Origin of the sequence: Sphingobium sp. Z007 (assembly GCF_900013425.1) — a bacterium.
In the GTDB taxonomy this organism is placed as follows: Bacteria; Pseudomonadota; Alphaproteobacteria; order Sphingomonadales; family Sphingomonadaceae; genus Sphingobium.
Window position 1 is genome coordinate 191,120 of the sequence record NZ_FBXK01000001.1, and the last position, 22,558, is coordinate 213,677.

The window sequence follows — 22,558 nt, forward strand, 5'->3', positions numbered from 1 at the left end:
CGGCGTTATTCAGGACTAAAATCATGGATCCCGCCGCTCCTTGAAGCTGGGATCGCCATCGGCCATTCCGTTATCCCGATCGAACAGCAGTCGTCCGGAACTAAGGATCGAAGACTGCTCCATCGATGTGATCGGACCCGTTACATCGACTGTGCCACGGCCCGCATCCGCCTGCCTCAGATAGCGGTTGCGCAAGCCGTCATTGCCAAGCACTTGCTCACTCAAGTGTTTCGCAAAAGTCTCCTCCGGGCGACCGGAGCGGGCAGCCGTTTTCTCTGCGGAGGCAATTGCCTCCCGAACATCGTAATTCACGATGTCGATCGACGAGCGAGCCGAAACTGAAGCGATTCCGCGATCCGTTATGTCCGCACTCAACTTGCCCGTTAGCGAACCGACGGCACTACCTTTGGCGCCACCTTTTTCTTCGCCCTCTTTCCCACCTGAACTAATCCCCCGTGATGCGGTAGCAGTAAGGTCGCCAGAAACGCCCTGAGTATCGCCCGTCTGATGTTCTGCATTTCGAGAAAGCGATCTTTGCCACCCGGTTTGCACCATGATCGCAGTGACATCGCGCTCCAGCGTATCGGCGACCTGCGGTTTCAACCGCCAGTTGCCCTGCCGATCCATCTCGAACCCGCCGCGCAACCAGTTAGCCATGGCGGTCTGGCCTTGCGCCCCGCTGCCCAGAAAATGCTCGATCGTGTCCGGGCCCGCCTGTTTGCCGGCTTCGAACCGCGTACTCGTGTCGTTTCGCGCAGACTGGCTGAACCCAGTGCTGCTGGAGACGAGCAGATCATTGTGCGCGAAGCTAAACCGGGCATGCCCGCCATTGGCGATGGCGCCGAGCTGGCTCTCGTTGATGAGCCCGCCCCGCCACATCTGCGCCGCGAGCTCCGGAGTCAGGTTTAGGCCGATGTCCCCATTCTGGTCCATTGCAATCTGGCGCTTCGACATCTCGATCCCATGCGCGCGCAACAACGCTTGGGTGCGGGTTAGCCGCTCCTTGTCGACTATTCCTGTCAATCGCTCATTGCGCGCCCGATCGGCGACGCCTTCTGCGCCGCCTTCCGCCATATCGACCTGGTTTCCGGCAGTGCCCGCCAACGCGCGGATGAAGGAATCGAGGCGTGCGGCCTCCCGGACAGATACACCGGCGGCGGCTGCGCCCTCGGCAAAGCCTGCATTGTCCGCCTGCCGCCGTTGCTCGCCGATTTGTGCATTGCCGCGAACCCCATCCGGACCAATCTCGCGCTGGGCGTCGAGCTTCCCAGACCGCTCGGCAAAGTCGTAACCCGCCGCTTCACGCGTGCGGCCGTAGACACTCGTGCCCTCGCGCGCGGCTTCCGCGCTCGCTCCGTCGGCGGTACCGACCTGGACAGCGGCATTGTAACTTTCCAGCGCCCGCAGCACCTGCGCTTCATTGCGCCCGGTCGAACGCGAGAGCTGGGTGATCGCGGTCGAACGCGCTTCGCCCGACAAAGCATTGATGAACCCGACGCGGCGGCTGGTTTCGGTGACCGAAAGGCCAAGCATGGCCGCGGCCTGCCGTTGCCCCTGATTGCCGCCGGTGCGGTGCGCCTGCTCGGTTGCGACATTGCCCCGCTCGATGGCAGTAACCCTGTCACCGGCATAGTCGCGCCGGCCTTCCATCGCGCCGACCTGGGTCTGCGCGGCAGTCAGGTCATTACGCAGCATCTTTTCCTGATCGAAGGCGTTGGCGGTCAGCTTGGCGAAGGTTGGATCGGCGCTTGCCTGGCCGATCACAGTTGAGGCCTTGAGTGCGGCGTCCTTTGCATCATAGCCGCTGCGCTCGAAATGCCGCTGCGCGCCCGACTGCATCATCTCATAGGCGCGCTGGTCACCGAACGCCTTCCACTGCACCATGTTCTGCGCGAAGGCAGCAAAGGCGCGCTCGCCGGTCTGGCCTTCCCCGAAGTAGCTGGTGCCCAGCTTGCGCAGCGCGTCGCCCTGGGCAAAATTGTGAATGGCAGACGTCGCGGCGTTGCTGCGGATCGCGCGGGAAGTCGCGGGATCGCTCAGATCCCGCCCGACGAGGGCAGGGGAGAGGCCTCCCAGCTCCCGCGCGGCGTCTGTACGACCCAGGCCAAAGGCCGCCGTTCCCGCTGCCCCACCACCATGTTCGCCAAGCACCGATCCGGCCGAAGCGAAACTTCGGTCCAGACCAAAGCTGCTGCGTTCACCAAAGTCGCCGAACCCGGATGACGTCGATCGCCGCGCCGTGGTGCCACTAGCCGATGCCTGCGCTTCCAGCGCCGAGGCATAGCCCTCGCTGGTTCCTACCGTCGCGGCCGCCATGCTCCCCTGGCCCTGGACACCCAGCATGCCCGAGGTGAAGGCCGTGAACATATTGCCCGAGAAGCGGAATACGGTGAACACGAACGCCCCGGCCAACCCCGCCGCGGCGGTGCGGAACGACCCAAAGATGGCGAGCGCCTTCATCGCTGCCGACGGTGCCAGGATCCAACTGTCGGCGGCGACGCTGGTCGCGCGCAGTTCGGCGAGCACGTCCATCGCCCGGCCGAGGGTCAACTGGTATATGCCGGCATCGATCACGCCCCATAGGGCGACGAACACGAACAGCCCCAGCGCGAAGCTGGCGACCCGCAGGTTGATCGGGGTCAGGATGAACAGCAGCGCGATCGGCATCATCATGAGCATGATCGCGAACACTGAGGCGCGGATGGTCGGCATCCATTCATTGGCAGTCGAGAGCGTGGCAAGGCCATTGGATTCGATGGCCCGGTTCGCCATCACGCGCGCGGTCGCGGCCGGCGAATCCTCGAACAGGACGTCGCCCACGGTCTGGCCGAGCAGGATGTTGGTCAAGAACTTCTGCCGGCTCATCGACTGGCCCAGCATCATGTCGCCCAGCGCATCGATCTGCTGGCGGCAGCGATCGCGCTGGGTGGCCTGGGTGACATCGAAGCCGGTGCGGGCGCAGACCTGATCGCTATATGCGTCGAACAATGTGGCGTCCGAGAGACGATCGGCAATGTAGCCCCAGGCCGCATCGCAGCTCATCGTCGTCCCGGCCTTGTCGCTCGCCGTGAACACGGTCGAGAAGGTGGCGGGGCCGGCCATCGCCGCGAACGAGGCGGGAAGGTCGGTCGACGTCCGGAAAAGCTGATCGTCGTCGACCCCATAGGCCGGCGAGACTCGCGCAACCGGATAGCATTGGCGCACATAATCCTTCACGCTCGCGTCGAGGAACGTGTCCACGATCGGGCTGCGTGGGCTAACCGCGTTCAGGAACAGGTCGAATGCATGTCCACCCGCGCCGAACTCCAGCTTGGCATTGGGATCGGTCGTGTTGTCGTCGATGGTTTCGGCAAGTGCCCGCTCCATCAAATTGGTGACGCCAGCGACCAGCACGATGAGGTTGGGGACATCGCCAACCGGCTGATAGGCGTTGCGCACCCTGTCATAGATGTGGACCGTGCCGGTCGTGGCGATCATGCCGGCGAACAGGCCGATACCGACCAGCATTTGGAAGCCGAAGGCGACAAGGCCCATGCCCGAGCCCTTGATGCTGGCGATGACAGCGCCAAATGCGATGCCGACCACCGCGATGATGACGACCAGCGTCTCGTAGCGCGGATCGCCGAAGATCATCGCTACGAGGTGGAACGCGTCGACGGTTTCGGAAAACCCGTCCCATGTGTGGTAACTGGCATCGATGGCCAGCGCGGGTGTGGCGCCCAGACATCCCAGAAGGACGCATGCCAGGCGGATAAGATGACGCATGGCTTGCCTCACCGGTTGCGATTGGCGTTGGCGCCCGCGGCGTCGCGGGCATCGCGGTCGCGCTGGCGCACAACACCGGCATAGTTAGCCGACAGGTTCGCCTGGCTCATCGCGGCCATGTAGGACTGGCGCATCTGCGCACGCTGGCGCAAGACCTCGTCGCGCAACTCCCGCAACTGCTCAATGCCCTTGGTCAGAATGCGGGTCTGGCAGATGTTGCTATTCTCGGCATCGGCGGCGCCCGCGGTGGTTGCGCCGCGCTCGGCATTCTGCAGTGCGAAGTCGATCGAGCGGGTGAGGTCATTGAGCATCTGATAAGCGAGGGTGAGGGCGACAAGTTCGTCGGTATCGGCGATCACGCTGTCGATGAGGCCCTGCCGCACGCCCCATTCCAGCAGGCGGTAGACCGGCAGGGTCCGCACATTGGCGACGAACTGCTTTTCTTCAATGGTGAGCGCAGCGCGCGTCCGGATCTTGACGGAGATCGCCTCCATCCTCTCGCGCGCCAAAATGAGCGCGCCGCGCCCCGCACCGTTCACCGAACAATCCGCTCCAGTCGCAGGGATGTTGAGCGCGCGGGTCGGAACACGTCCCGTCAGGAAGTCATCGGCGCTTTCGGTATCCTGGCGCGGACATGCAGGAATAGCCGAAAAGATCGGCACCTTGTCGTTGGCGTCCCAGCGCATATAGACATCGCCGACGCGGGCCCGCATCACGCCCGCCCAGTCGGATGCACCCACCCGCGCGGCGGCATGCGCTAGCAGCGAGCCGGTCTTGAAGATGTCCGTGACCTCGGCCGGGCAATTGGCGAGTGCGTCCTTGAGATCCTCGGTCGGGTTGCCCTTGTTGGCCTGGATCTTCTCGCGGCTCTGCTGCCAGCTATTGGTATAGCCCTCGCGGATCGACTTGTAGCCGGTCATCTCCTCGACGATCCCCGACATGTTGTCGTCGCCTTTGGCGATTTGCACCATGCGATTGGCGAGACGGCAGTCATTTACCTGGATGGAATTGAGATAATTGGTCGCTGCCTCCATTTTTGAAATTATATTTCCCATCTTCTCGTCTAGCGTTTCCAGAAGATACTGGAAGGCGACGGCCGGCGCGGCCTGCAGGATCGTCTCCAGCTTCTGGACGAGATAGTCGGGGTCGAGGAACGACATTCCCCCTAAGAACATGTCGATGCCGCCACAGCCCGCCTTCACCTTGGGCAACGTCAGGCTCATGAGATAGTCGTCATGCACGTCGACACGGCCCGACATTCCGCCCGCGGTCACATAGCCGCGGGTCTGATCCTCGAAGCTGCCCGGTGAGGTGTAGGTGACATTATCGAACCAGCTCTCGGCCCAGCTTTGGGCATGAGCAGGCACCGCCTGGCCGCAGGACGCTGCAATCAGGCAGAGAGCAAGAAAGGGACGGCGTACATGACGGACCATGACAGGCTTCCTGATGGGAAAAGTTGACGACACAGCCCCGGCACGATCAGCGTAGTTTCCGCTTGGAAGAGACCGGCGCCCTCACGCCGACAATTCCGGTAAATTTCGACATGGCGCGCACGCCGACGGCCGCCCGGGTTCCGGACAGCATCCGGGCGGCCAGCCAGGTGTTGCGCGCGATATTGGCGCCGTGATCGGTACCGATTGCGACCGGTACCATGCGACCCGGATCGACCAGCGGCCGCACCCAGGCGACGGGGTTACCGACCCACGGAAGGCCGAGACGCCCCGAGCGCAGCGCCGCTTCCTCCGTCCCAAGTGTTCGGACTTGCCAGCCGTAGCGACCACGGAATGCCAGAAGCTTTGACCATAGATCGCCGCACGGCAGGCAACCTGGCGCGGTGCTCATTTCGATCACATAGAGCGATACCTGACCGCGCAGCATGGGTTCGAAATCGGGCGGAAAGTTTCGCGTCACTGGCACGCGCGAAAGCCAAAGTCGCATGTCCGCAGCTGTCGACACCGGATGAATGGCGGCCTGCCGCGCGGCGTCCCGATCTTTCTGCTGCGCGTGGGCGGTGGCCGGCAGCGATGCCGATGGCGCGAGCAGGAGGAGGCCGGAGACCAGCATGCGGACCAGGCGCCTCATGGCCTGGGCTCCCGTGCATCGATGAGATCGCCGCCGATCACGCGCGGATCGGTCGAGGAGACAGGGCCATTGGCCAGCGCATCGAAAAACCCGTCTTCCTCGCCAGCGCCGGTCAGCCATTGCTCTGGCCGGATATCGCCGCTCAGCAGCCGTACGGCCTGATAGGCCATCTGCGCGAGATTGGGATAAGTCTCGACGCCCGCGGCTATCACCATGCGCTGGGGACTGCCCCGGCGGATGACCATGGTGGTCGGCGTCACTTCGACCCCGAAACGCTGTCCCATCTCAGGCCGGCGATCAAGGTCCATCAGGCTTACCTGCCAGCCCATGTCATCCTGGAACCGCTGGACGATCGGCCATTGCACCTTGCAATAGCCGCAGGTCTCGCGGGCAAACATGACGAGCGCGAACTCTCCGGCGTGCGCCCGCAGATACTGGCGGCGGATCTGATCCTTCTGCGCGCCCAGCACATCGCGCGCTTCGCCGACCATCGGATTGGCCGCTCTGGCATTGAGCTGCGGATGGGTGAGCATGGCCAGCTGGGTGACGCCGGCAAAGGCACGGGCCTTACGCCGGGCGAAGTCCTGCAGGCGCCAGAAATCGGCGACCGCGTCGATCGTGAGGACGGTTGCGGCATAGTCGCGCTGCTCCACGATGAGCTTCGCGATCCTGGGCGGCGACCATTTGGCCAACTCGACCATCGGCGGGATGAGGGGCTTTGGAACGGCGTCATCTTGCGCTTCTTCGGCAGGGCCGGATTTGGGCGTCTCGTACCACCAATAACCCCGTGCCGCATGATCGGTTGCGGGCGCAGATGTCGCTTGGGCGCATGCGGGACCGGCGGACATGAGCAGGACCGCACCCATGGAGAACAAGCGCTTCATAGCAGTTTCTCCATGCGAGAGAGCCGCTCGATCGCCACCGGGCCATAATAGCGGCTGTCATACCCGTCAGGATGACGCGAGCCGACGAAGATCATCCCTCCGGGAATACGCGCGCTTTCCGGCTGCCAATGGTCAAGCGCCTTGCCGCTGCGTGCGGCGGATTTGCTGATGCCCATCAACTGGCCATTGCAATAATACCAGCCATTCCGGCCCCCGCCCAGGCTGGCGGGCCTTTCGACCATGACGATCTGGTCTCCGGGCAGGCACAGTGCATATTTGGTGACGGAGACGGGGGCCGGGCCCGCCACCGGGTCGGAAAGCGTGAATGATACGAGATCGCCGCGCTCAACAACGCCAGGGGAACGGTGCACCACCCAGGCGTCGATCGATGGCGTCATGACCAGGGTGATCTGCGGCATCACCCACCAGGCGAAGAGACCGATCGGTAGCACGATCCCATAGGCTTTGAGAAGCTGTGCAGGCCGCGCCGGCTGCCCCAGGCCGCTTGCGCCCAGCGCCACGGCTGCCCGGAGCGGCAAATCCTTGAGTTCGTACCAGAGCCGGTTACCGGCCCGCCAACTGAGCAAGAGCATCTCGCACCTCCTCTTTGCCGCCCAAGCGGCCATATTCCTCGAGCAATCCGGAAAGCGCGGCATCGCCCAGGACCATATGCGCGGCACGTGGGCTGGCCTCGTTGCGTTCACAATAGGGCAGGGTCGGATCGCCGGGGACCATTGCCAGCGCGGGCACCTGGGTGACGCCATGCTGCCGGAACACCAGCGGATCGACGATGAGCTGCACGTCGCGCATCGCGCAGGCCGGGCCTTCGCAGCCGGGATCGCGGCGCAAAATGGCGGCCGACAATTTGGCCATCGGCGCGACCTGCCGCATTCCGCCCGGCATGCCCCGGAAGGCCATGACACCCCCGACACGTTCGAGCTGCCCTGCATAGGTGCGCAGCGTTTCGACCGGCATGGAGGACGACACGAACAGCACCGGAACCCAGCGTCTCGTGCCGCCCGTGGTCACGACCCCTGCCAGCGCTGCCTCTTCGGGTTGTTGAAGGCCCAAAGCCTGGGCGATACGATGGCTGGCCTTCTCGCGCTCGACGGCCAGTGCTTCGCGCGCTGTCGCGATATCGGCCTCCACCCGTTTCGCCATGGCGGGGTCCTGCTTGCGCCTGTTGATACCCTCGAAGGCGCGTCGCTCCGCGCCAGCGTCGGCTTTTGAGGGCAGAACGGGCGAAGCTTTCGTTGAAGCCTTGGCCTTGGCGGCAGCCCGCTTCACGCGCTCCATAGCCGCCTCACCGTAATCCTGGATGCGAGTACGCGCATTTTCGCTTGTCGGCTGATCGGCCACGGCCTGCGGTTCACTTGCACGCACCGATGCGGGGTCGAGCGTGAGAGCCGCCAAAAGCAGGGCGCGGCTAGTTGCTGATCGTCTGCATATGGGCATCGATCTTGTCCTTCATATCGATCTGGATTTCAGATTGGGCGCGTGCCTCGATTTCCGCATAATATTCGGAGAGGTCCATGTTGCTGAAGTCGAGCGCCTGGAATTCTTCTGGCGTAAATCCCCGGCAATAGGGTTCCTTGGGTGTGCCCCAGCCAATTGCACTGAAGGCTTTGAGTTGAGGCCGACCCTGTTCCTGGATGATACGGCCAAGCTTGGTGTTGAAGCAGCAGTGGCCCCGGGCCTTCTGCACGCAGATGCCCAGGATCTTCGAGGAGCAATAGCTGCCCACCTCATGGCACATGCCCGAGCCGCGCAGCATGCCCACTTCCATGTCCTGTTGGTCGCAGCCCTGGAGCAGCACCTCGATCATGAAATTGACGGCCAGGCTGATCGCGATCGATGTCGGATCGATGCCGACGATGATTGCGTTGGCGCCCGCACTGGCGGCCTGGCTCGCCGTCGCACCGGCCTTGAAGGCGGTATACGCGGCCTTCATGCCGGTGAAAACGCCCTTGGCGACCGCGATCTTGGTCGTAATCGACGAGATCGAACCGCCCATGCCGTCCTTCACGATTCTACCCTTGTCCTTGCAGCAATTCTGAAAGCTGGTGCTGAGACCCGCTGGCCGGCAGCGCGCGGCGCGTCCGGAAAAGATCTCGATCGTGCCAAGGCAATTGCCCTCGGCATCGACGCCCCCATCCGCCTCCACACCCGGATCATCGACCGGCGGATCCTCGACGACGGGATTGGCGCTGGTGTCGATGCAGGCATTGGCCGAGCAGCTTGGCGCGCCGCCGCTTGCCGGTACGGCGCAGGCATATTGATCGCCGAGTGGGCAGTGCATCGTCCCGGCCGGATCCGCCTCGCAGCGCGTTTCGCCGATCGGACACATCCATCCGCCTGAACCGGTCAGGTGACAGCTCGCCGTTTCGCCGTCGTCGGCCGCATCGCCATTGCCGTTCAAATCAACCGCGCATAATTGCTGGGCCATGGCAGTCGCCGGGAACAGCGCCAGGCTCGCCGCGACAAGCAGGAACATTAAGAGATGGGGGCGTAGCTGCATCATCGCACCGCACTCGTGCAGACCATGTCCGCGCCGCCGAGGCGCACGGTCTGCATCATCACCACCGCTTCGGGAAAATCATCAATGCAGCCGCAACCCTGCACCAGGTCCTCGCCCTCGCCGGCGGGGCAGACATTACTGTCCTGGCAGGCGTGATAGAAAGTGTCCCAGCCGATCGGGTTCGTCTGTTTCGAACCGGTCACGCCGTCCGGAGCCGCGGCGCTATTGGCTTGCGGCTTGCGGGTCTTGCAGATGGGCTCGCAGGCATTGACGCTGCCGGCCACAGGAAGGGCGAAATTGCGAGTGGTAAGGCCATAGCCGCCATCGGCATTCCTCACCCGATCGGCGAGCAGCGTCTCTGTCGAATGGTCGATGATATAGGCGCCGCGCGATAGATCGGGCTGTGGGACGGTGCCCTGGTCGATCGTGCAGGCATAATTGCGCCGGCGTTCAAAGAAGGCGCGGCTGATCGAGGTCGTGCAGGTGCCAGTGCCGATCAACCGGGTCTGGGGCAGGGGGGTAAGTCCCGTCTTGATGCCGTTGCGGTAGGTGACGACGCCATCGACCTCTTCATCGTCGAGGCGGCAGGCATCATTTGCGGCATAGCCCGAACAGGTGTCGACAAGCTGCTCGCTGGTCTTGCAGCCGACGTCGACTTTCGCCTCGATCGAAGCGTAGGCCTCTCCGCCATCGGCCACCGCAACGCGAAGCCAGATAGCGTGATCACCCAGGGTCATCTTCGACGTGAGATCGAGATTGGGATAGAAATAGAACGCGCCCTTCTTCTCGCATTTGCCCGGCGGCAGTCCGGTTCCGGTCCAGCCTTCCGGACCCGAGCCGATCAGTTCTCCATCGACTCGTATCTGCGCCCAGTCGTCACCGCCAAAGCGGGTCAGAAGCACCTGCTGCAGCCTTTCGGTGTCCTTGACCCTCAGCGTCATATGAAAATCGATGAGGGTGCAGGATCCGCCAGAAAGGCTGTTGTCGGTAGGAGAGCCCATGACGAAGGTGCGGCTGTCGGAACTCGTGGCATAGCTTGCGTAGCCGCCAGACACGCGATCGATGATCTTCTCCGCAATCATCTCTTCCTGCGCTATCTGCCGGGTGATGGCGCAGCTTCGGCGCAGCTGCGATGTGCCGGTTCCGGTCGAAGACGCGGAAAGAGCCTGGAATATGCTGCTCGTCTGCGCTGCGGCATAGGCGTCGCCGGCGACGGCGCCGGGATTGGCCTTGTACGCCGCTGCGCCGATCTGCGGCTGCGATGTGCAGGATGTGGTCTGTGCGCCCGTATAGCGGATCACCGGGCCATCGACGGAGGCCTGCGCGATGCCGATCCGTGGATCGGCCGTGGTGAGCGCGCCGACCATGCCGCCGCCCAGATCCTTGAGCACCGAGGCCATATTGCCCCAGACCAGATTGCTGCCGCAGCTGTTGTTGACGCAGTAACAGCCGGCAAGATCGGTCAGTTCGACCTCGCGAAGCTTGAGCGATCCCGCCCCCGCAACATCCCAGCGGAAGAAGCGGCAGGCGTTCCAGGTACCCGGCGTACAGGAGATGATCCCGTTGGCGCAGATACCCGAGACGGGAACAGGTACCGTCATCGCCTCATCGAAGCTGCCGTCGAGATCGCGGTCCCGCGAAATGCTCAGCGTCCCGATATCGCCGGAGGCATTGGGCTGCGCGAGCAGTTCGAGTAACGTGGCGCTTTTCTGGCAGGCAAGTTTAGGCGTGAACGCCTGCGAGGAATCCACCGTGGTGATCGCCTCTCCGCCAAGGCCCGGCTGCACATAATTGCCGAGCAGCGCATCGCTGTCCGCGCTCTTTGCCCTGGCGGCTTGCGCCGCGGCACGGGCGCGTTCCTCCGCGGTCTGGGCATGAAGCGGCAATGGCAAGCTGAACGCCGCCATCAGCAGCAGGGCGCTCTCCCTCATGGCCGGATATCGCTCGGTATGATCCGGCGGGATCCGCGCCGCAGCCGGAACAACAGGATGGCTGGAACCGGGCGGGGCAGTTCTGCTCGAAACACTGCCTGTCCTTCAAAAACGGTCAGCGTGGCCACGACGACATGCGGCGGGGAGGGGGGTGCCGCATCATCGTTGGTTGTGGTGGCCACGCCGACCGCCCGGCCGGCGCCGCGGGGGCTATGCGGCGCCGGTCTAGCCGCGCAAGAGACGTCTGGCTCCTTGAGGTGACGGACAGGCGATCGGCTGATCCCAGACGATCTGGCGCGGGTTTGGCGAGACGGGTTGCTCATGGCGTGGAGACCCCGGCGCAGCAGATCGTCTTCTCGAACAGCATGAACTGGGCATTGTCCTTGCCCGGCGCGTGCTTTGCGCTGGTCCAGAGCGCGCCTGGTCGCCCGACATTGACGCAACTGCCACCCTTGACCGGCTCCATGAGCTGGAACTTGTAGCGGCTCTTGGTCCAGACCGGTTGAGGAATGAAGGAGCAGCCATCGGCAGAACTGACGGTGAGTGCGCCGAGGCGACCCATCATGAAGACCCCGCGCGCGGCGAGCCCCGCCCAGGCTTCGACGCTGTCCCCGAAATGGATGTCGCCCGCAACCGGATAGGTCGCTCCCCAGGATCCCATGCACCAGAAGAGCGGATCGACGACCTTGCCCGCAGCCGCTGCGGCGCTGTCGGCCATGCAGGCAAGGCCCGCGGCCGGATTGCCAAACAGGATCGCCTCGGGTTGAATGATCGCGCCCAGCGTTGCCGATTGCCAGGTGGGCAGCACTTCGGTGATCAGCGCCACATCGAAGCCGTCATCCTCGATGCAGGGCAGGTCCGTGAACATGTCGAGCATCTTCCAGACCGGCGCGATATAATAGTGCATCTGCGCGAACATCTTGGCGGTATTGGTGCCGTCGGAAATGCTGCTCTGGCTCCCCTGGAGCCTGCCGCCGGTCGGCATGATGTCGGCGCCGAGCGCCATCATGCAGCCCGGTTCGGTCACGACATCGACCATCCGATTGGGCGACCAGAAGCTGACCTTGACGCCAAACCAGAAGGTCACGCCCTTGCGGCAGGCGCATAGCGGCTTGGACGCGGACTGGGCATCGAGCGCCTTGCCCAGCGGATCGCTCGGACCGACCTTCACCCCGCCGATCGTGATCGGGAAAATGCAGTTCCAGCGCACCTTGGTGATCGGATTGAACACCGTGCCGGCCTCGCATTTGGAGGCATGGGCGGGAGCCGCGACCGCCAAGGCGGCAAAGGTGCAGCCCAGCGCCAGCAGTCTGCGGAGCGATACCTGTTTCATCGCGCGGTTCTCCGCTTGGATTCGCTCCGATCGACTTCGGTCAGCACCAGCTTCTGCCCGGCCTGCGCTACGAACACCGGTGCGACCGTCAGTCCCAGCCGCACCTTGACGCGCTCTTCGAGCAGGAACAGCGCCCGGCCATGACGTTCGCCGAGCGTGATCGCATCGGCATCGCCGGGAGTTCCAGCCGCCAGCAGAATGAAATCCGCCGGCCTGGCGGTCCGCAGCGCCCAGGCAAGATCACGGGGGTGGACCACGATGAGCCGCTGCGGGAGCGACACATAGGCAAGGGGATTGAAGCTGTAGCCCTTGGCGTAGAGCAGCTTGCCGTCGGCAAGCCGGATATCCTGATCGAGGGTATAGAAGGGCACCACCGTGCGGTTCCGGTCGACATGGGCGATCCCGAGCGTCGCCGCCTTCATGGCCGACCAGTTCTGGCGCGGCCCAAAGGCACTCTTCATGTCAGGGACCTGAGCGGCCCGACCCTCGATCTCGCTCAGGGCGTCCGGCTCGGCGATGGGCCAGACGCGTCCGATCTTGCTGGTTGCCGCTTTGCCCGTCGAAGGCATCAGCGAGCTCACCGTCGTCGCGATCGCAGCCAGCATGGACAGGAGGAGGCAGCGACAGAAACGCCGATGCTGCGATCTAGCGACCATGGCGCCGTCTCCAATAAAGCTGAGAACTCTCGCGATCCTCGCCGATCGCGGCACTGATCAGGGCCGCCATCGCGATAATCGCCGTGATCCCGACGAGAATGCGGAACAGGTTCGGCACGGCGGGCAGCTGCCACGCGATGAAGGACTGCATCAGCAACAGGCCCTGGCTGCCTACCATGAGGCGGATCGGTCCCGGCGCGGGTGTGGATGAGAAGATGCCGTTCATGCCGGTTCGACCTCCGCCAGTTCGGAACGAACCGGGCGCAGACGACAGAACAGCTTGAATCCGGCTTCTGCGACGACAGGCCCAAGGCAGACGATGCCAAGCCACAAAGCGTAGATGACGACAGGACGGCCGAGCAGAAACATGAACGGAATGAGCGGCACGACCGCGCAGCAGGTCCGCATCACGGAACCCAGAACGGGGACGCGCCGAGAGTCCTTCAGAAAACCGGCTATCAGCTTGTCAGCCGTCTCAAGGCTGCGCGCGCACTCGCCATGGGTTTCGTGAAGCGAGAGGATCGCGCGACCCAGAAAATCATTCTGGCTCTCCCCAGGATAGCGCTTGCAACGGCAGATCGCGCCGATGTCATCGATCATTTTGGGGGTGAAGGGTTCGATCCTGTCGGTCATTTGCGCCTCCACCGCGACAAGCGCGTGAGAAGCATCCCGCATGCGCCCGACAGGCCGATGAGCAGCATCCCGCTCGCAAAGCAGGCAGCGGCGACGATAAGCCCTGTGCGAATGGTCTGAAGTGGCGGCTGGTCGAGCGCGAGGCCTGCCGCGATGACGAGGCTGCCCATCATGCAGGTTTCAATGCCCACCAGGCGCAGCCGCCACTGGAAGGCGACCGCTTCGGCGCGTTTGGCAACGCGCGCTTCGATCAACGCCTCGATCGCCGGATCATTTTCCCAGTCGAGCGCCAGCTGGTCGGGATGGGGGAGTGCCTTGTGCGTCATGCCGGCCTCCAATCCTGAACGCTCGCAGAGCCCAGCACCTCGACCGGATCGACACCGGCCAGTTCGCACACCGCCTCCAGGGGGTTGCGGCCGGCCCGCACCAAGGCTTCGAAGGCGGCGACCTCATTGGGCGCAGAAGTATTGATCCAGTAGCTGAAGGGATCGACCACGAGGCGGGCGATGCCGAGGCCCAGCGGACTGTCGATGAAGACCTCGCTGTAATTGGGCTTGGCGTTGCGGACCGATTTCAGCAGATCGAGAACGAACCCCGAATAGTCGAGGATCTTGTTGTCCACCGCCTTGTCGTAGGTGGAACCCTGCAACAGGAATTTGGTGGCAGCATTTTCGAGGATCACCTGACCCGTACCGCCGAAGAGCATGAGATCGTTCATGCTCTGCAGCACGATGCCGAAACTGCCCTGATATTTGCGCGCGCGGCGATAGCCCTGGCCGAAGGCCTCGGCGAGGCGCGAGAGGTCCTGCCCGTCGCTGCGGGTCATGAACTGCGCTGCCTCGTCGCACAGCACGAAGCGGGGTTTGTCGCGCGCGGAGAGGTAGAGATCCTGCGTGACGGCGTTCACCACCACCATCACGATCACATTGAAGAGGTCGGGAAGGGCTTTCAATCGTTCGAGCTCCAGCACTACGAACTCATCGCGGGAGATGTCGAAAGTGGAGGGGCCGTTGAAGAAATGGCCATAGGCGCCCTGCGATCCGAAATCGCGCAGGTTGAACGCCAGTTCGCGTGCGACCGGCACGAGATGGTCGACCCGGTCGAGGTCGGAGGCTGCATTATCGGGATAGCGGCCGAGCCAGTCGCGAACCGCATCGATGCCGTCCACGCCCCGCCCGCCGTCGACCGTCCATTGCACGGCGGACTTGAGGAGATTCCATTCCGACGTGGTGACGGGCTTGCGGGTCGAGGCATTGGCCATTTCCGCGACGATCGCGACCGCCATGGCGACCGCCGACTGCTTGTCCTCGCCGTCGAGCGCCAGCCCCATGTCGAAGGGGTTGAGGACGAGGCGCTCCTCGCCGATGTCGATATAGCGCCCGGAACAGAGCGTGCAGAGCTTGCGGTAGGAACCGCCGATATCGATGATGCGGATCAGCGCGCCTTGCGCATAATATTGCTGGCACAGGTTATTGAGCAGGAAGCTCTTGCCCGCGCCGGACTCAGCCGAGACGATGAAATTGTAGTTGTTGATCCGCGGATCGAAGAGATCGAGCGTGATGAGCTGCCCCTTTCGTCCGACATAGAGCAAGGCAGGGCGGCCGCCGCCGCGAAAATCGGTTTGTACAGGTGCCATCAAGGTCGCGGCCTTGACCGGCATGCGGAAATCCCTCTCCAGCAGCTTCAATGTGCGTTTTTCGGGATAAAGACCGAACGGCAGGCTGGCGGCCAGCAGCACGGGCAGCAGATAGCTTTCCTCCTGCACCATGAAGGGCAGGGGTTCTGATTCCCACAGCCGCTTGGCGCGCGCCGCCATTTCCCGCGCTTGCGCGCTATCGCGGCCGAACACCCACATCGTCGGGATCACCGAAACGAACCGGCTGTTCGACGCTTCATCGAGAATCCAGCCGATCTCCTCGATCTGCTTGCCGACCTCGACCGCGAAGCTGCCGGCCGCCTTTTGCGCCGAGAGGATCTGTGCCCGCTTGTGGATCTCGAACTGCGAATGATCGAAGAGGACCGAGAGGCAGTAGAGGAACGGCCCGCCGATCTGATCGCTGTCTTCCGCGCTCCCGCGCATGCCGCCCAGGAGGCGATTGGCGCGCTCGGCGGTGATCCGGCGTGCAGGCGCTTTGGGTGTGAGACAGCGCGCCACCTGATTGCCGAGGAATACCTCCGGGCCCTCGAAGCAGAGGTCTGGGCCGGCCTCGATAATCTGCCGCGCAATCGAAGGCGCGGGCATGCCACCGATGCTTTCGCTGAGGAACACCCCTGGGGCCGGCGCGAATACACCGTTGAAAATCCGCCGATAGAAGCTGACCAGTTCGTCCGGCGGCAGGCGCCGGATACCCATCTTCGCCAGTTGCTCCTCGACTTGCCGGCGCAGGTCAGCGCCGAGACTGCTCCGCGTCTTGATAGAGAGAAATAGCCGGAAATCGCGTACCGGGATCGCGTGCAGCGCATCGAGCCCCCTGGTTCCGCTGCGCAGATAATCGGCTGTGCGCCGGGCCGAGGCCTGGACCAGCGGGTCCGGTCGCACCTTGAGGTCGAGATAGGCGTTGAGCGCCGGATCGATCAGCGGATCGGCGAAGGTGAGGAGCTGAAGGACCGTGCCTTCGGGAAAATGAATGTTGAGAAGACCCAGAAGTGCCTGCTGGACATGGGCGAACATATAGGCAGACGGGACAAGCTCCCAGGCCTGGCCCCAGCCATCGTCGATGCACAGGAAGGCTTCCTCCTCCTCCACCCACGCGACCATCGGCAGGAAATCCGAATAGGCGTCGCGTGTCACGGCCGAGCGCAGGCGCTGGTAGCTGAGATTTTTGTGGACGGGCCGCGCGGTCATGGCCGGTTCTCCGGCTCGACGGCCAGCGGAGTGGCTTCCCCGGTCGGCGCGGCCATGGCGTTTGGCGCGGGCTCGCGTGTCGTGCGCAGCACCGGCGGCGCGGGCGTTCGCCCGCCAGGTTCCACCAGATAGTCGCCCACGACCCAGGCCGGCCGATCCATGATCGAATAGACATACCGCGCCATGTAGAGGCGGTCTGGCCGCTGCATGTCGGCATAGGGCAGGATCAATGTACGGATCGTGCGCGAGGGGCGCAGCATCGGTGAGCCAGGTCCCTCGATCAGCGTGCCGACATTGCGCGGGCTCGATGCCGTCGCAGGAGCTGGAGGCGCTCCGGCTCTGCTATCGCGCCTGCCCGTCACCCGCGCTCGCCCCTTCGCATCCAGGGCAAGCAGCTTGCGATCGTTGGTGACGGCGGGATCGGATTTGGAGGCACGGCCCGCAACCGCGTCTGCATAGGCCTGGTCAGGATGGATGCACTGGCCATGGTCGCTATTCTTGCAGGAGAATTTCTCGCTATAGGGCGACATCATAGAGCCGACCGTCGCGCAGGCCGAAAGCGCAACGAGGGGGAGCGCGAGCAGAGACGCGCGGCAAGCTCGCGTCATGACGGGAATGTGACTTTTCATATTGCCTCCTGTTGGGACGCGCATCAGAATTTCCCTCCTGCGCCAGGTTTGATCTCGAGAGTGGCGCCCTCCTGGATCACCACGACCACATCCTTGGCGGCGCCCACCTCGACGATGGGGCCTGCCTGACGGGCGAGATCGAGATAGAAATCGGTGAGCTTGTCCGAGGATTTCGATAGGCCACCGGCAATCCCGGTCTTGGCGGCATCGCCAGCGTCGAGGGTGCGCACGGTGCCCAGTGCCGAGGTCGAGGTATTGCCGAAAGTGCTTTCAACCGATTGCGAGATGCCGCTGATAGTGCCCGCGATGAAGGCGCGGGCCAGCGTTGCCCCAGCCCGCGTCACCACCTTGCCGGACAGGCCCTTCTTGCCATCGGTATCGACGAAGAAGCCCTTGACCGGCTGATCGACGATGGAATGTTCGTCGAAGTCGACACAGGACAAGGAGACGAGTTGCACCTCGACCCGTTCTTTCGCGAGGCTTCCTGTCGCGTTTCCAACGACGAAGCAGCCCGCAAGATTGGCCTTCACCTCATTGGGCAGGACGGCGGGCGCCTGCACCCGGGCGATGATGGGTTCGGGATTACTGGTCGCGTCCCGGCTCGCCAGGGCGTCGATCCCGGTCAGCAGTCGCGCCTTCATGAAACCAGGCGGTAAATAGATCGTCCGATTCTTTTTTTTGGACGAGGCTGAAGCATCCATCGCGCCCTGGGCCATCACCTGACCGGTCGCTGTCCCGATCGCACCGACTGTCTTTTCCACCGGCGGGGCGGGCGGAGCAGGCGGCGCAACCGGCCCGGTGGGCGGCACCGGCAGCTTGTCGGCATCCGCGCTGACGTCGCCGGTTTCCGGCGGATAGGGAAGAGCGGGTACGCTGTCCGGCAGGGCAGGAGGCAGATCCCCGTCGATACCTCCCGGTGTCTTGCTGTCCCCGGCGCGAGACCCTGGAACGACCTTGCCTTCCTCGATCGCGCTGACCCTGTCGCCCAGGAGCTGCTGGCCATCGAGGACCTTCTTCAGGTCGCCCCGCAGCTTCACCTCGAGACTGTCGCCGCGCAGCCCGGCACCCATGTTCAGCGAGGATGCCGGATTGGCGAGCTTGACCTCCTCCTCGCCGCCCGAAGCGACATAAAGACCGATCCCCAGCGCACCGACCGCCACGCCGACCAGGAGCCGGCGCGCGCGCAATTTCTGCTTCGCCGACATCCTGCCCCACAGCGCCTTCCAGTCAGGCAAGGCCGTTGCAGAACGGCGCATGGCCGTATCTCCGTCCCGCGCATTCTGCGCGGCAAGATGCGCCTGGTAGGGCGACAAGCTTTCCGGCCCCTCTGCCGGGTCTTTGTTCATTTCGCCGTTCATTGCCCGGCTCCCCGGCGCACGACGACAAGTCGGGCCGTTTCACCTGTGGCGAGGCGAACCCGATCCAGGGTGACCGAGAAAATGCGCTCCCCAAGTATCGGATCGACCAGTAGCCGTTCATCGAGCGTGACCGGTGCGGCCGCTTGCAGATGAAATTCGGAAGCCGACAGCCCGGCGCCTTCGATCGCTATACGCCGCCGCTCTGTGATCGACACGCCCGGCGCGGCCGGAATGCCGACCGTGCCGCCGGACGGCGCGACCTCGCTGAAAGAAGCAGGGATGCGATCATCGAGCAGGGACAGGGTGATCGAGACGGCGCGATCCTCGTCGGCCAGCGCCGCCATCAATTCATTGTTCGCCTGCGCGCGCTGACGCGCGCCGGGCATCAGCACCACCGTCTGCGCGGGAATCTCTGCAGGTTCGGCATAGAGCGGATAGGTGGCCCCGTTGCAGTGCACGAAGAATTCCGAAGGCTGCGTCACATAAGTGCGCGTCACCTGACCGGCATCGTCGATCTCACGGGCGAGGAACTTGATCCAGGCGTCAGGGCCGCCCTTTTCCACGGCAAGGCCCTTCTCGGCGGAGAATTTGATGTCCTCGATCTCGCCGCCCTCGCACACGACATGATTGATGTCGCGGTTGGACAGGCGAATATGGCTGGTCTGATCAGGAAGCGCATGGATCGTCTGCGCCGTTGCGGGCACCGCCGCAAGCAGCAGGGAAAGCGTCAGGGCGCGGCGCATCGGCATCTCGCGGTCAGCGAGTTTCGGCATCGAACTGCTCCTCTGAAAGGCGCGTCAGCCAGAAACGGCCATTCTCGATGCCGTAGCCGATGCGCAATATCCCGCGGAATTTGCGGATCACGCCGCCGATGACGCGCACCTTCTCGATAGGCACGACGATTTCATGAGCGGTCCACCGCACCGGCTGATCGCCCCGGATATAGGTGGCGATCGACAGCGTGGGGTTGTTCGCCAGTTCGTCGAGTATGACGTTCAGGCTTTCGCGCATGGCGCTATAAGCGGACGGGTGGACGAGGCCGAGCAGCTCCTGGAACTGCCGGTCCGCCGAATAGGCCGACCATGTTCCCGACAGTGCGACGACGTTGCGCGTCATCGAGACGATATAGGCCTCGGACGGCTTGTTCCCGGAGACATGAAGATCGCCTGTGGCACCGAACGGCACGATGATGGTGCGGGTATTCTGGTTCGTCGTGTAGATCACCACGCCCAGGACCGCGGTAACACCGAACATGCCGGCGATCGCGACCTTGAGCAGTCGGTTCTCCTCGAAAAGGTTCGCCGAGCCCTGCAGATAGCGATGGATGCCATAGCTTGCCGGCTTACCCAGCAACGGGTCAGCGCCCTCTTCCTTGCGTTTGAAGATGCCCATGGCGCCTACTCGAAGAACCGGGTCTGCGTGGGACCCGGATAATAGGGGAAGGATACAAGGCCCCAGCGCCAGGCGAGATGAGGCAAATAGCCCCTGGGCTTGGTCCGCTTCCACGGGATGAAAAGGAGAAGGGCGGCGATGAGCGCCCAGCCGACAAGTCCGCCTACGATCGCGGCCACGAAGATGCTCGAGGTCGCGAGCAGGAACTCGTCCGATCCGAACCAAAGAATCTGGACCGGCCGATGCAGATATTGCGGAAGGCGTTCGTCCATTGCCCTTCTCCTCCTGCTTCATGACACCTGTGAAGGTGCCGGTTTCCGGGGACCGACCATCGGTCCCCAGCTTGGTGGCGGCATAGGCATGTCCCCGGTCAGCCGGGGCGCAGTCCTGCCGCGCGTCTCAGACGACCATCCCGAAGGTCTGGAGAATGGAATCCGCCTTGATCAGGCAGACCGCCGCGACGATGGTCGGGATGCCGATCATGATGTTCGAGAAGAGGCGCGAAACGCCGAACAGGAAGGCGGCGACGCCGCCCACGAAGCCCATCGGGCCCTTCACGCCCTGGTTCACGACGATATCGTAGATATCGTAGCCGAGGTCGCCCTGGGCGGGCGCCGAGAAGGCATGGGCGGGACCGCCCATCAGGGCCATCGCGCCTAAAGGGAGGCCGAGATTGGCCACCGCCAGGGCCTTGTTACCGAGTGTACGCATCATGGCATTGCTCCAAAGAGGAGCCGTCCAACGAAAGCCTGCCGGCATCGAAAGAGGATCGGTGTCGGCCGGGGCGTCGGTGGACGGCTCCATGAGCCCGCCGCCGCCGGCATCCTGGTTCATCAGACCGGCACGGTTGAGGCCGGGCGGGATGCCCTCCGGAATGAGAATGTGCGTCGCCCCGATGGCGCGCTTCAGGTCAGCGCTGCACATCGGACACAGCCTTTGCCGGTGCCGACTTCGCGTGCCGGTCAAGAAATGCCTCGAGTTCAGCCTGCTGGAAGCCTGAAATAAGCTTGCCGTCGGCGATCAGCGTCGGTGTCCCCGAGACGCCGACCTTGGCGACCAGTTCGGCGTCCTCAGCCACTTTGTCATGGCCAGCGGCGCATTGCCGCAGCACGGGCGGGGTCTGACCGGAATAGGCTGCCTTGAAGGCTGTAGCGCGATCGGGCGAGCAGAGGATATGTTCCGCCTTCGCCGCTGCGGTCGGGTGAATGCCGCTTACGAAGAAGATGAGACGTCTCACCGGCTTGCCCTCCACCGCCTTGGCGCTCCAGAAACGATCCAGCGCCTGGCAATAGGGACAGTCGGGGTCGGTGAATTCGATGACGGTGGGGGCATCTACAGGGCCGATCGCCAGCGCTTTGCCAGGATCGATTGCCTTCAGCCGCCGCGTTGCAGCCTGTTCCTGCGCCAGCGCGGTTAGATTGACGCCGTTGCGGTCATAGACCGTCGCGAACAGCAGATGTTCGCTCCGTGGCGCATAATAGACGATCTTTCCGCCCGCCATAGCCTGATAGATCGGTCCTTCGACCGGGGCGGGACCGAAATCCTCGAACTGCAGGTTCGTGAAGGTCTGCTGCAGTTTCACCTGGGCTTCGGCGGCAGCCTCGTGCAGCGAGGCCGAGCCCTGTGTGCTTCGGGCAGGTTCGTGCCTTTCTGGCGACATGCCTTGCGCTGCCGCGCCATGGAGGGGCATAATGCCCGTCAAGAGAGCGACGAGCATCGCCGTGCGACTGGAATGCTTTCTGGTCATAACCGCAATTCTCCCTGGGTGGGCATGAGGCGGATGCAGGCTGCCGATCACTCGGAAATTCTCGCCCTTGCTGCCGTCTCGACACGGTCTTGAGTGGCGAGAAATCCATTCCCCGCACAAGGGGGGAGGAATCTCACTTCCGGTTTGAGGCACTTCAGTTCCGGTTATCGGAAATTCACTTCCGCAAACCGGAAGTATATTTCCGGTTTCACCTTCTGTTCCTTGTCCCGGGATCGCTCACTTCGCGCAGAGTCGATAACCTCGCAGGCATATCGACCGCGAAAGAATCGCTGCCTGCGCCGGGAGAACGACTATGGGGAGTCAGCAGTCTAGGGCCTACAAGCTTCAACTGTCCGACGAGGGCATCCATCTGTTCCTGCAATGCCATTGCCGGCTATGTCATCTCGCCGGAGATTTTCTGCCTTATGGAACAACATTGTTCATTGCCGTCGATCTTCTCCATCAATGTGCGGCGGACGATCTCATCGCGGAATTGGTTGACCCGAAGCTGGACCGTCTTGGCGGACGTAAAGTTCGACATGTCGGTACCTCCAACACCCTCTCACGCCTCGTCGATGAGATTGTCGAAGCCGCAGGTAGGTCGGAGGCCATCCATCCTTTGCCACAGGTCTGGAGACTCTACCTGTCGGCCCTGATCCACATGCAGGAAGCCGAAGACATCAAGGTCATCCAATCTTTCCGCGAAATGCCCCTCAAGACCGGGCGTTCTGCCCGTCGTTCTCCCCGATAGTCGCGGACGCTGGATAATTTCGAGCGGCTGCCAG

At 63.5% G+C, this 22,558-nt stretch carries 22 protein-coding genes; 1 reads left to right on the forward strand and 21 read right to left on the reverse strand.

Features of this window, described 5'->3' with window-relative positions:
- Positions 1-21 precede the first annotated feature (21 nt).
- The 21 genes from CEQ44_RS00870 to CEQ44_RS00975 form a co-directional block, all read right to left on the reverse strand.
- A complete protein-coding gene (locus CEQ44_RS00870; protein ID WP_088182676.1) occupies positions 22-3,765 on the reverse strand; it encodes a conjugal transfer protein TraG N-terminal domain-containing protein in 3,744 nt (1,247 codons plus the stop codon).
- Positions 3,766-3,773: 8 nt separating this feature from the next.
- A complete protein-coding gene (locus CEQ44_RS00875; RefSeq protein WP_088182675.1) occupies positions 3,774-5,198 on the reverse strand; it encodes a conjugal transfer protein TraH in 1,425 nt (474 codons plus the stop codon).
- Between the two features lie 46 nt (positions 5,199-5,244).
- Entirely contained in the window at positions 5,245-5,847 is a 603-nt protein-coding gene (locus tag CEQ44_RS00880) for a hypothetical protein (RefSeq protein WP_088182674.1), read from the reverse strand.
- Positions 5,844-6,731, reverse strand: coding sequence for a conjugal transfer protein TraF (locus CEQ44_RS00885; RefSeq protein ID WP_088182673.1), 888 nt, complete (start codon positions 6,729-6,731; stop codon positions 5,844-5,846). Before CEQ44_RS00885 ends, CEQ44_RS00880 begins: the two co-directional genes overlap by 4 nt.
- Positions 6,728-7,324, reverse strand: coding sequence for a S26 family signal peptidase (locus tag CEQ44_RS00890; protein ID WP_088182672.1), 597 nt, complete (start codon positions 7,322-7,324; stop codon positions 6,728-6,730). The genes CEQ44_RS00885 and CEQ44_RS00890 overlap by 4 nt, the downstream gene beginning before the upstream one ends.
- A complete protein-coding gene (locus CEQ44_RS00895) occupies positions 7,296-8,186 on the reverse strand; it encodes a type-F conjugative transfer system pilin assembly protein TrbC (RefSeq protein WP_088182671.1) in 891 nt (296 codons plus the stop codon). Before CEQ44_RS00895 ends, CEQ44_RS00890 begins: the two co-directional genes overlap by 29 nt.
- Positions 8,158-9,225 carry a conjugal transfer protein TraN gene (gene traN, locus CEQ44_RS00900; protein WP_254913968.1) on the reverse strand — a complete coding sequence of 356 codons (1,068 nt, stop codon included), beginning with the start codon at positions 9,223-9,225 and terminating at the stop codon, positions 8,158-8,160. The genes CEQ44_RS00895 and traN overlap by 29 nt, the downstream gene beginning before the upstream one ends.
- A 23-nt stretch (positions 9,226-9,248) precedes the next feature.
- The gene (locus CEQ44_RS00905) at positions 9,249-11,180 is read right to left on the reverse strand and encodes a hypothetical protein (RefSeq protein ID WP_088182669.1); all 1,932 of its coding nucleotides are present in this window, start codon (positions 11,178-11,180) and stop codon (positions 9,249-9,251) included.
- 319 nt (positions 11,181-11,499) lie between these two features.
- Positions 11,500-12,513 carry a TraU family protein gene (locus tag CEQ44_RS00915; protein WP_088182667.1) on the reverse strand — a complete coding sequence of 338 codons (1,014 nt, stop codon included), beginning with the start codon at positions 12,511-12,513 and terminating at the stop codon, positions 11,500-11,502.
- The gene (locus CEQ44_RS00920; protein ID WP_088182666.1) at positions 12,510-13,118 is read right to left on the reverse strand and encodes a conjugal transfer protein TraW; all 609 of its coding nucleotides are present in this window, start codon (positions 13,116-13,118) and stop codon (positions 12,510-12,512) included. The genes CEQ44_RS00915 and CEQ44_RS00920 overlap by 4 nt, the downstream gene beginning before the upstream one ends.
- Positions 13,119-13,158: 40 nt before the next feature.
- The gene (locus CEQ44_RS00925; RefSeq protein ID WP_088182665.1) at positions 13,159-13,395 is read right to left on the reverse strand and encodes a hypothetical protein; all 237 of its coding nucleotides are present in this window, start codon (positions 13,393-13,395) and stop codon (positions 13,159-13,161) included.
- Complete coding sequence (locus CEQ44_RS00930) at positions 13,392-13,802, reverse strand: hypothetical protein (protein ID WP_088182664.1); 411 nt, start codon at positions 13,800-13,802, stop codon at positions 13,392-13,394. The genes CEQ44_RS00925 and CEQ44_RS00930 overlap by 4 nt, the downstream gene beginning before the upstream one ends.
- Positions 13,799-14,128 carry a hypothetical protein gene (locus CEQ44_RS00935; RefSeq protein ID WP_088182663.1) on the reverse strand — a complete coding sequence of 110 codons (330 nt, stop codon included), beginning with the start codon at positions 14,126-14,128 and terminating at the stop codon, positions 13,799-13,801. Before CEQ44_RS00935 ends, CEQ44_RS00930 begins: the two co-directional genes overlap by 4 nt.
- A complete protein-coding gene (locus tag CEQ44_RS00940; RefSeq protein ID WP_088182662.1) occupies positions 14,125-16,647 on the reverse strand; it encodes a TraC family protein in 2,523 nt (840 codons plus the stop codon). The genes CEQ44_RS00935 and CEQ44_RS00940 overlap by 4 nt, the downstream gene beginning before the upstream one ends.
- Positions 16,644-17,276: a TraV family lipoprotein gene (locus CEQ44_RS00945; protein WP_254913964.1), complete on the reverse strand. Its 633-nt coding sequence runs from the start codon at positions 17,274-17,276 to the stop codon at positions 16,644-16,646. Before CEQ44_RS00945 ends, CEQ44_RS00940 begins: the two co-directional genes overlap by 4 nt.
- Positions 17,277-17,299: 23 nt before the next feature.
- Positions 17,300-18,634, reverse strand: coding sequence for a TraB/VirB10 family protein (locus CEQ44_RS00950; protein WP_088182660.1), 1,335 nt, complete (start codon positions 18,632-18,634; stop codon positions 17,300-17,302).
- Positions 18,631-19,407: a type-F conjugative transfer system secretin TraK gene (locus tag CEQ44_RS00955; RefSeq protein WP_373438231.1), complete on the reverse strand. Its 777-nt coding sequence runs from the start codon at positions 19,405-19,407 to the stop codon at positions 18,631-18,633. Before CEQ44_RS00955 ends, CEQ44_RS00950 begins: the two co-directional genes overlap by 4 nt.
- Entirely contained in the window at positions 19,391-20,026 is a 636-nt protein-coding gene (locus tag CEQ44_RS00960; RefSeq protein WP_088182659.1) for a TraE/TraK family type IV conjugative transfer system protein, read from the reverse strand. Before CEQ44_RS00960 ends, CEQ44_RS00955 begins: the two co-directional genes overlap by 17 nt.
- A gap of 5 nt (positions 20,027-20,031) precedes the next feature.
- Complete coding sequence (locus CEQ44_RS00965; RefSeq protein WP_043153801.1) at positions 20,032-20,298, reverse strand: type IV conjugative transfer system protein TraL; 267 nt, start codon at positions 20,296-20,298, stop codon at positions 20,032-20,034.
- Positions 20,299-20,425: 127 nt separating this feature from the next.
- Entirely contained in the window at positions 20,426-20,740 is a 315-nt protein-coding gene (locus tag CEQ44_RS24185; protein WP_176400221.1) for a hypothetical protein, read from the reverse strand.
- A 196-nt stretch (positions 20,741-20,936) separates the two neighbouring features.
- Positions 20,937-21,686, reverse strand: a complete 750-nt coding sequence (locus CEQ44_RS00975) for a DsbC family protein (protein WP_254913967.1) — start codon at positions 21,684-21,686, stop codon at positions 20,937-20,939.
- A 400-nt stretch (positions 21,687-22,086) separates the two neighbouring features.
- Between CEQ44_RS00975 and CEQ44_RS00980 the strand changes: the two genes are divergently transcribed.
- Entirely contained in the window at positions 22,087-22,524 is a 438-nt protein-coding gene (locus CEQ44_RS00980) for a hypothetical protein (RefSeq protein WP_066764204.1), read from the forward strand.
- The last annotated feature ends 34 nt before the right edge of the window (positions 22,525-22,558 follow it).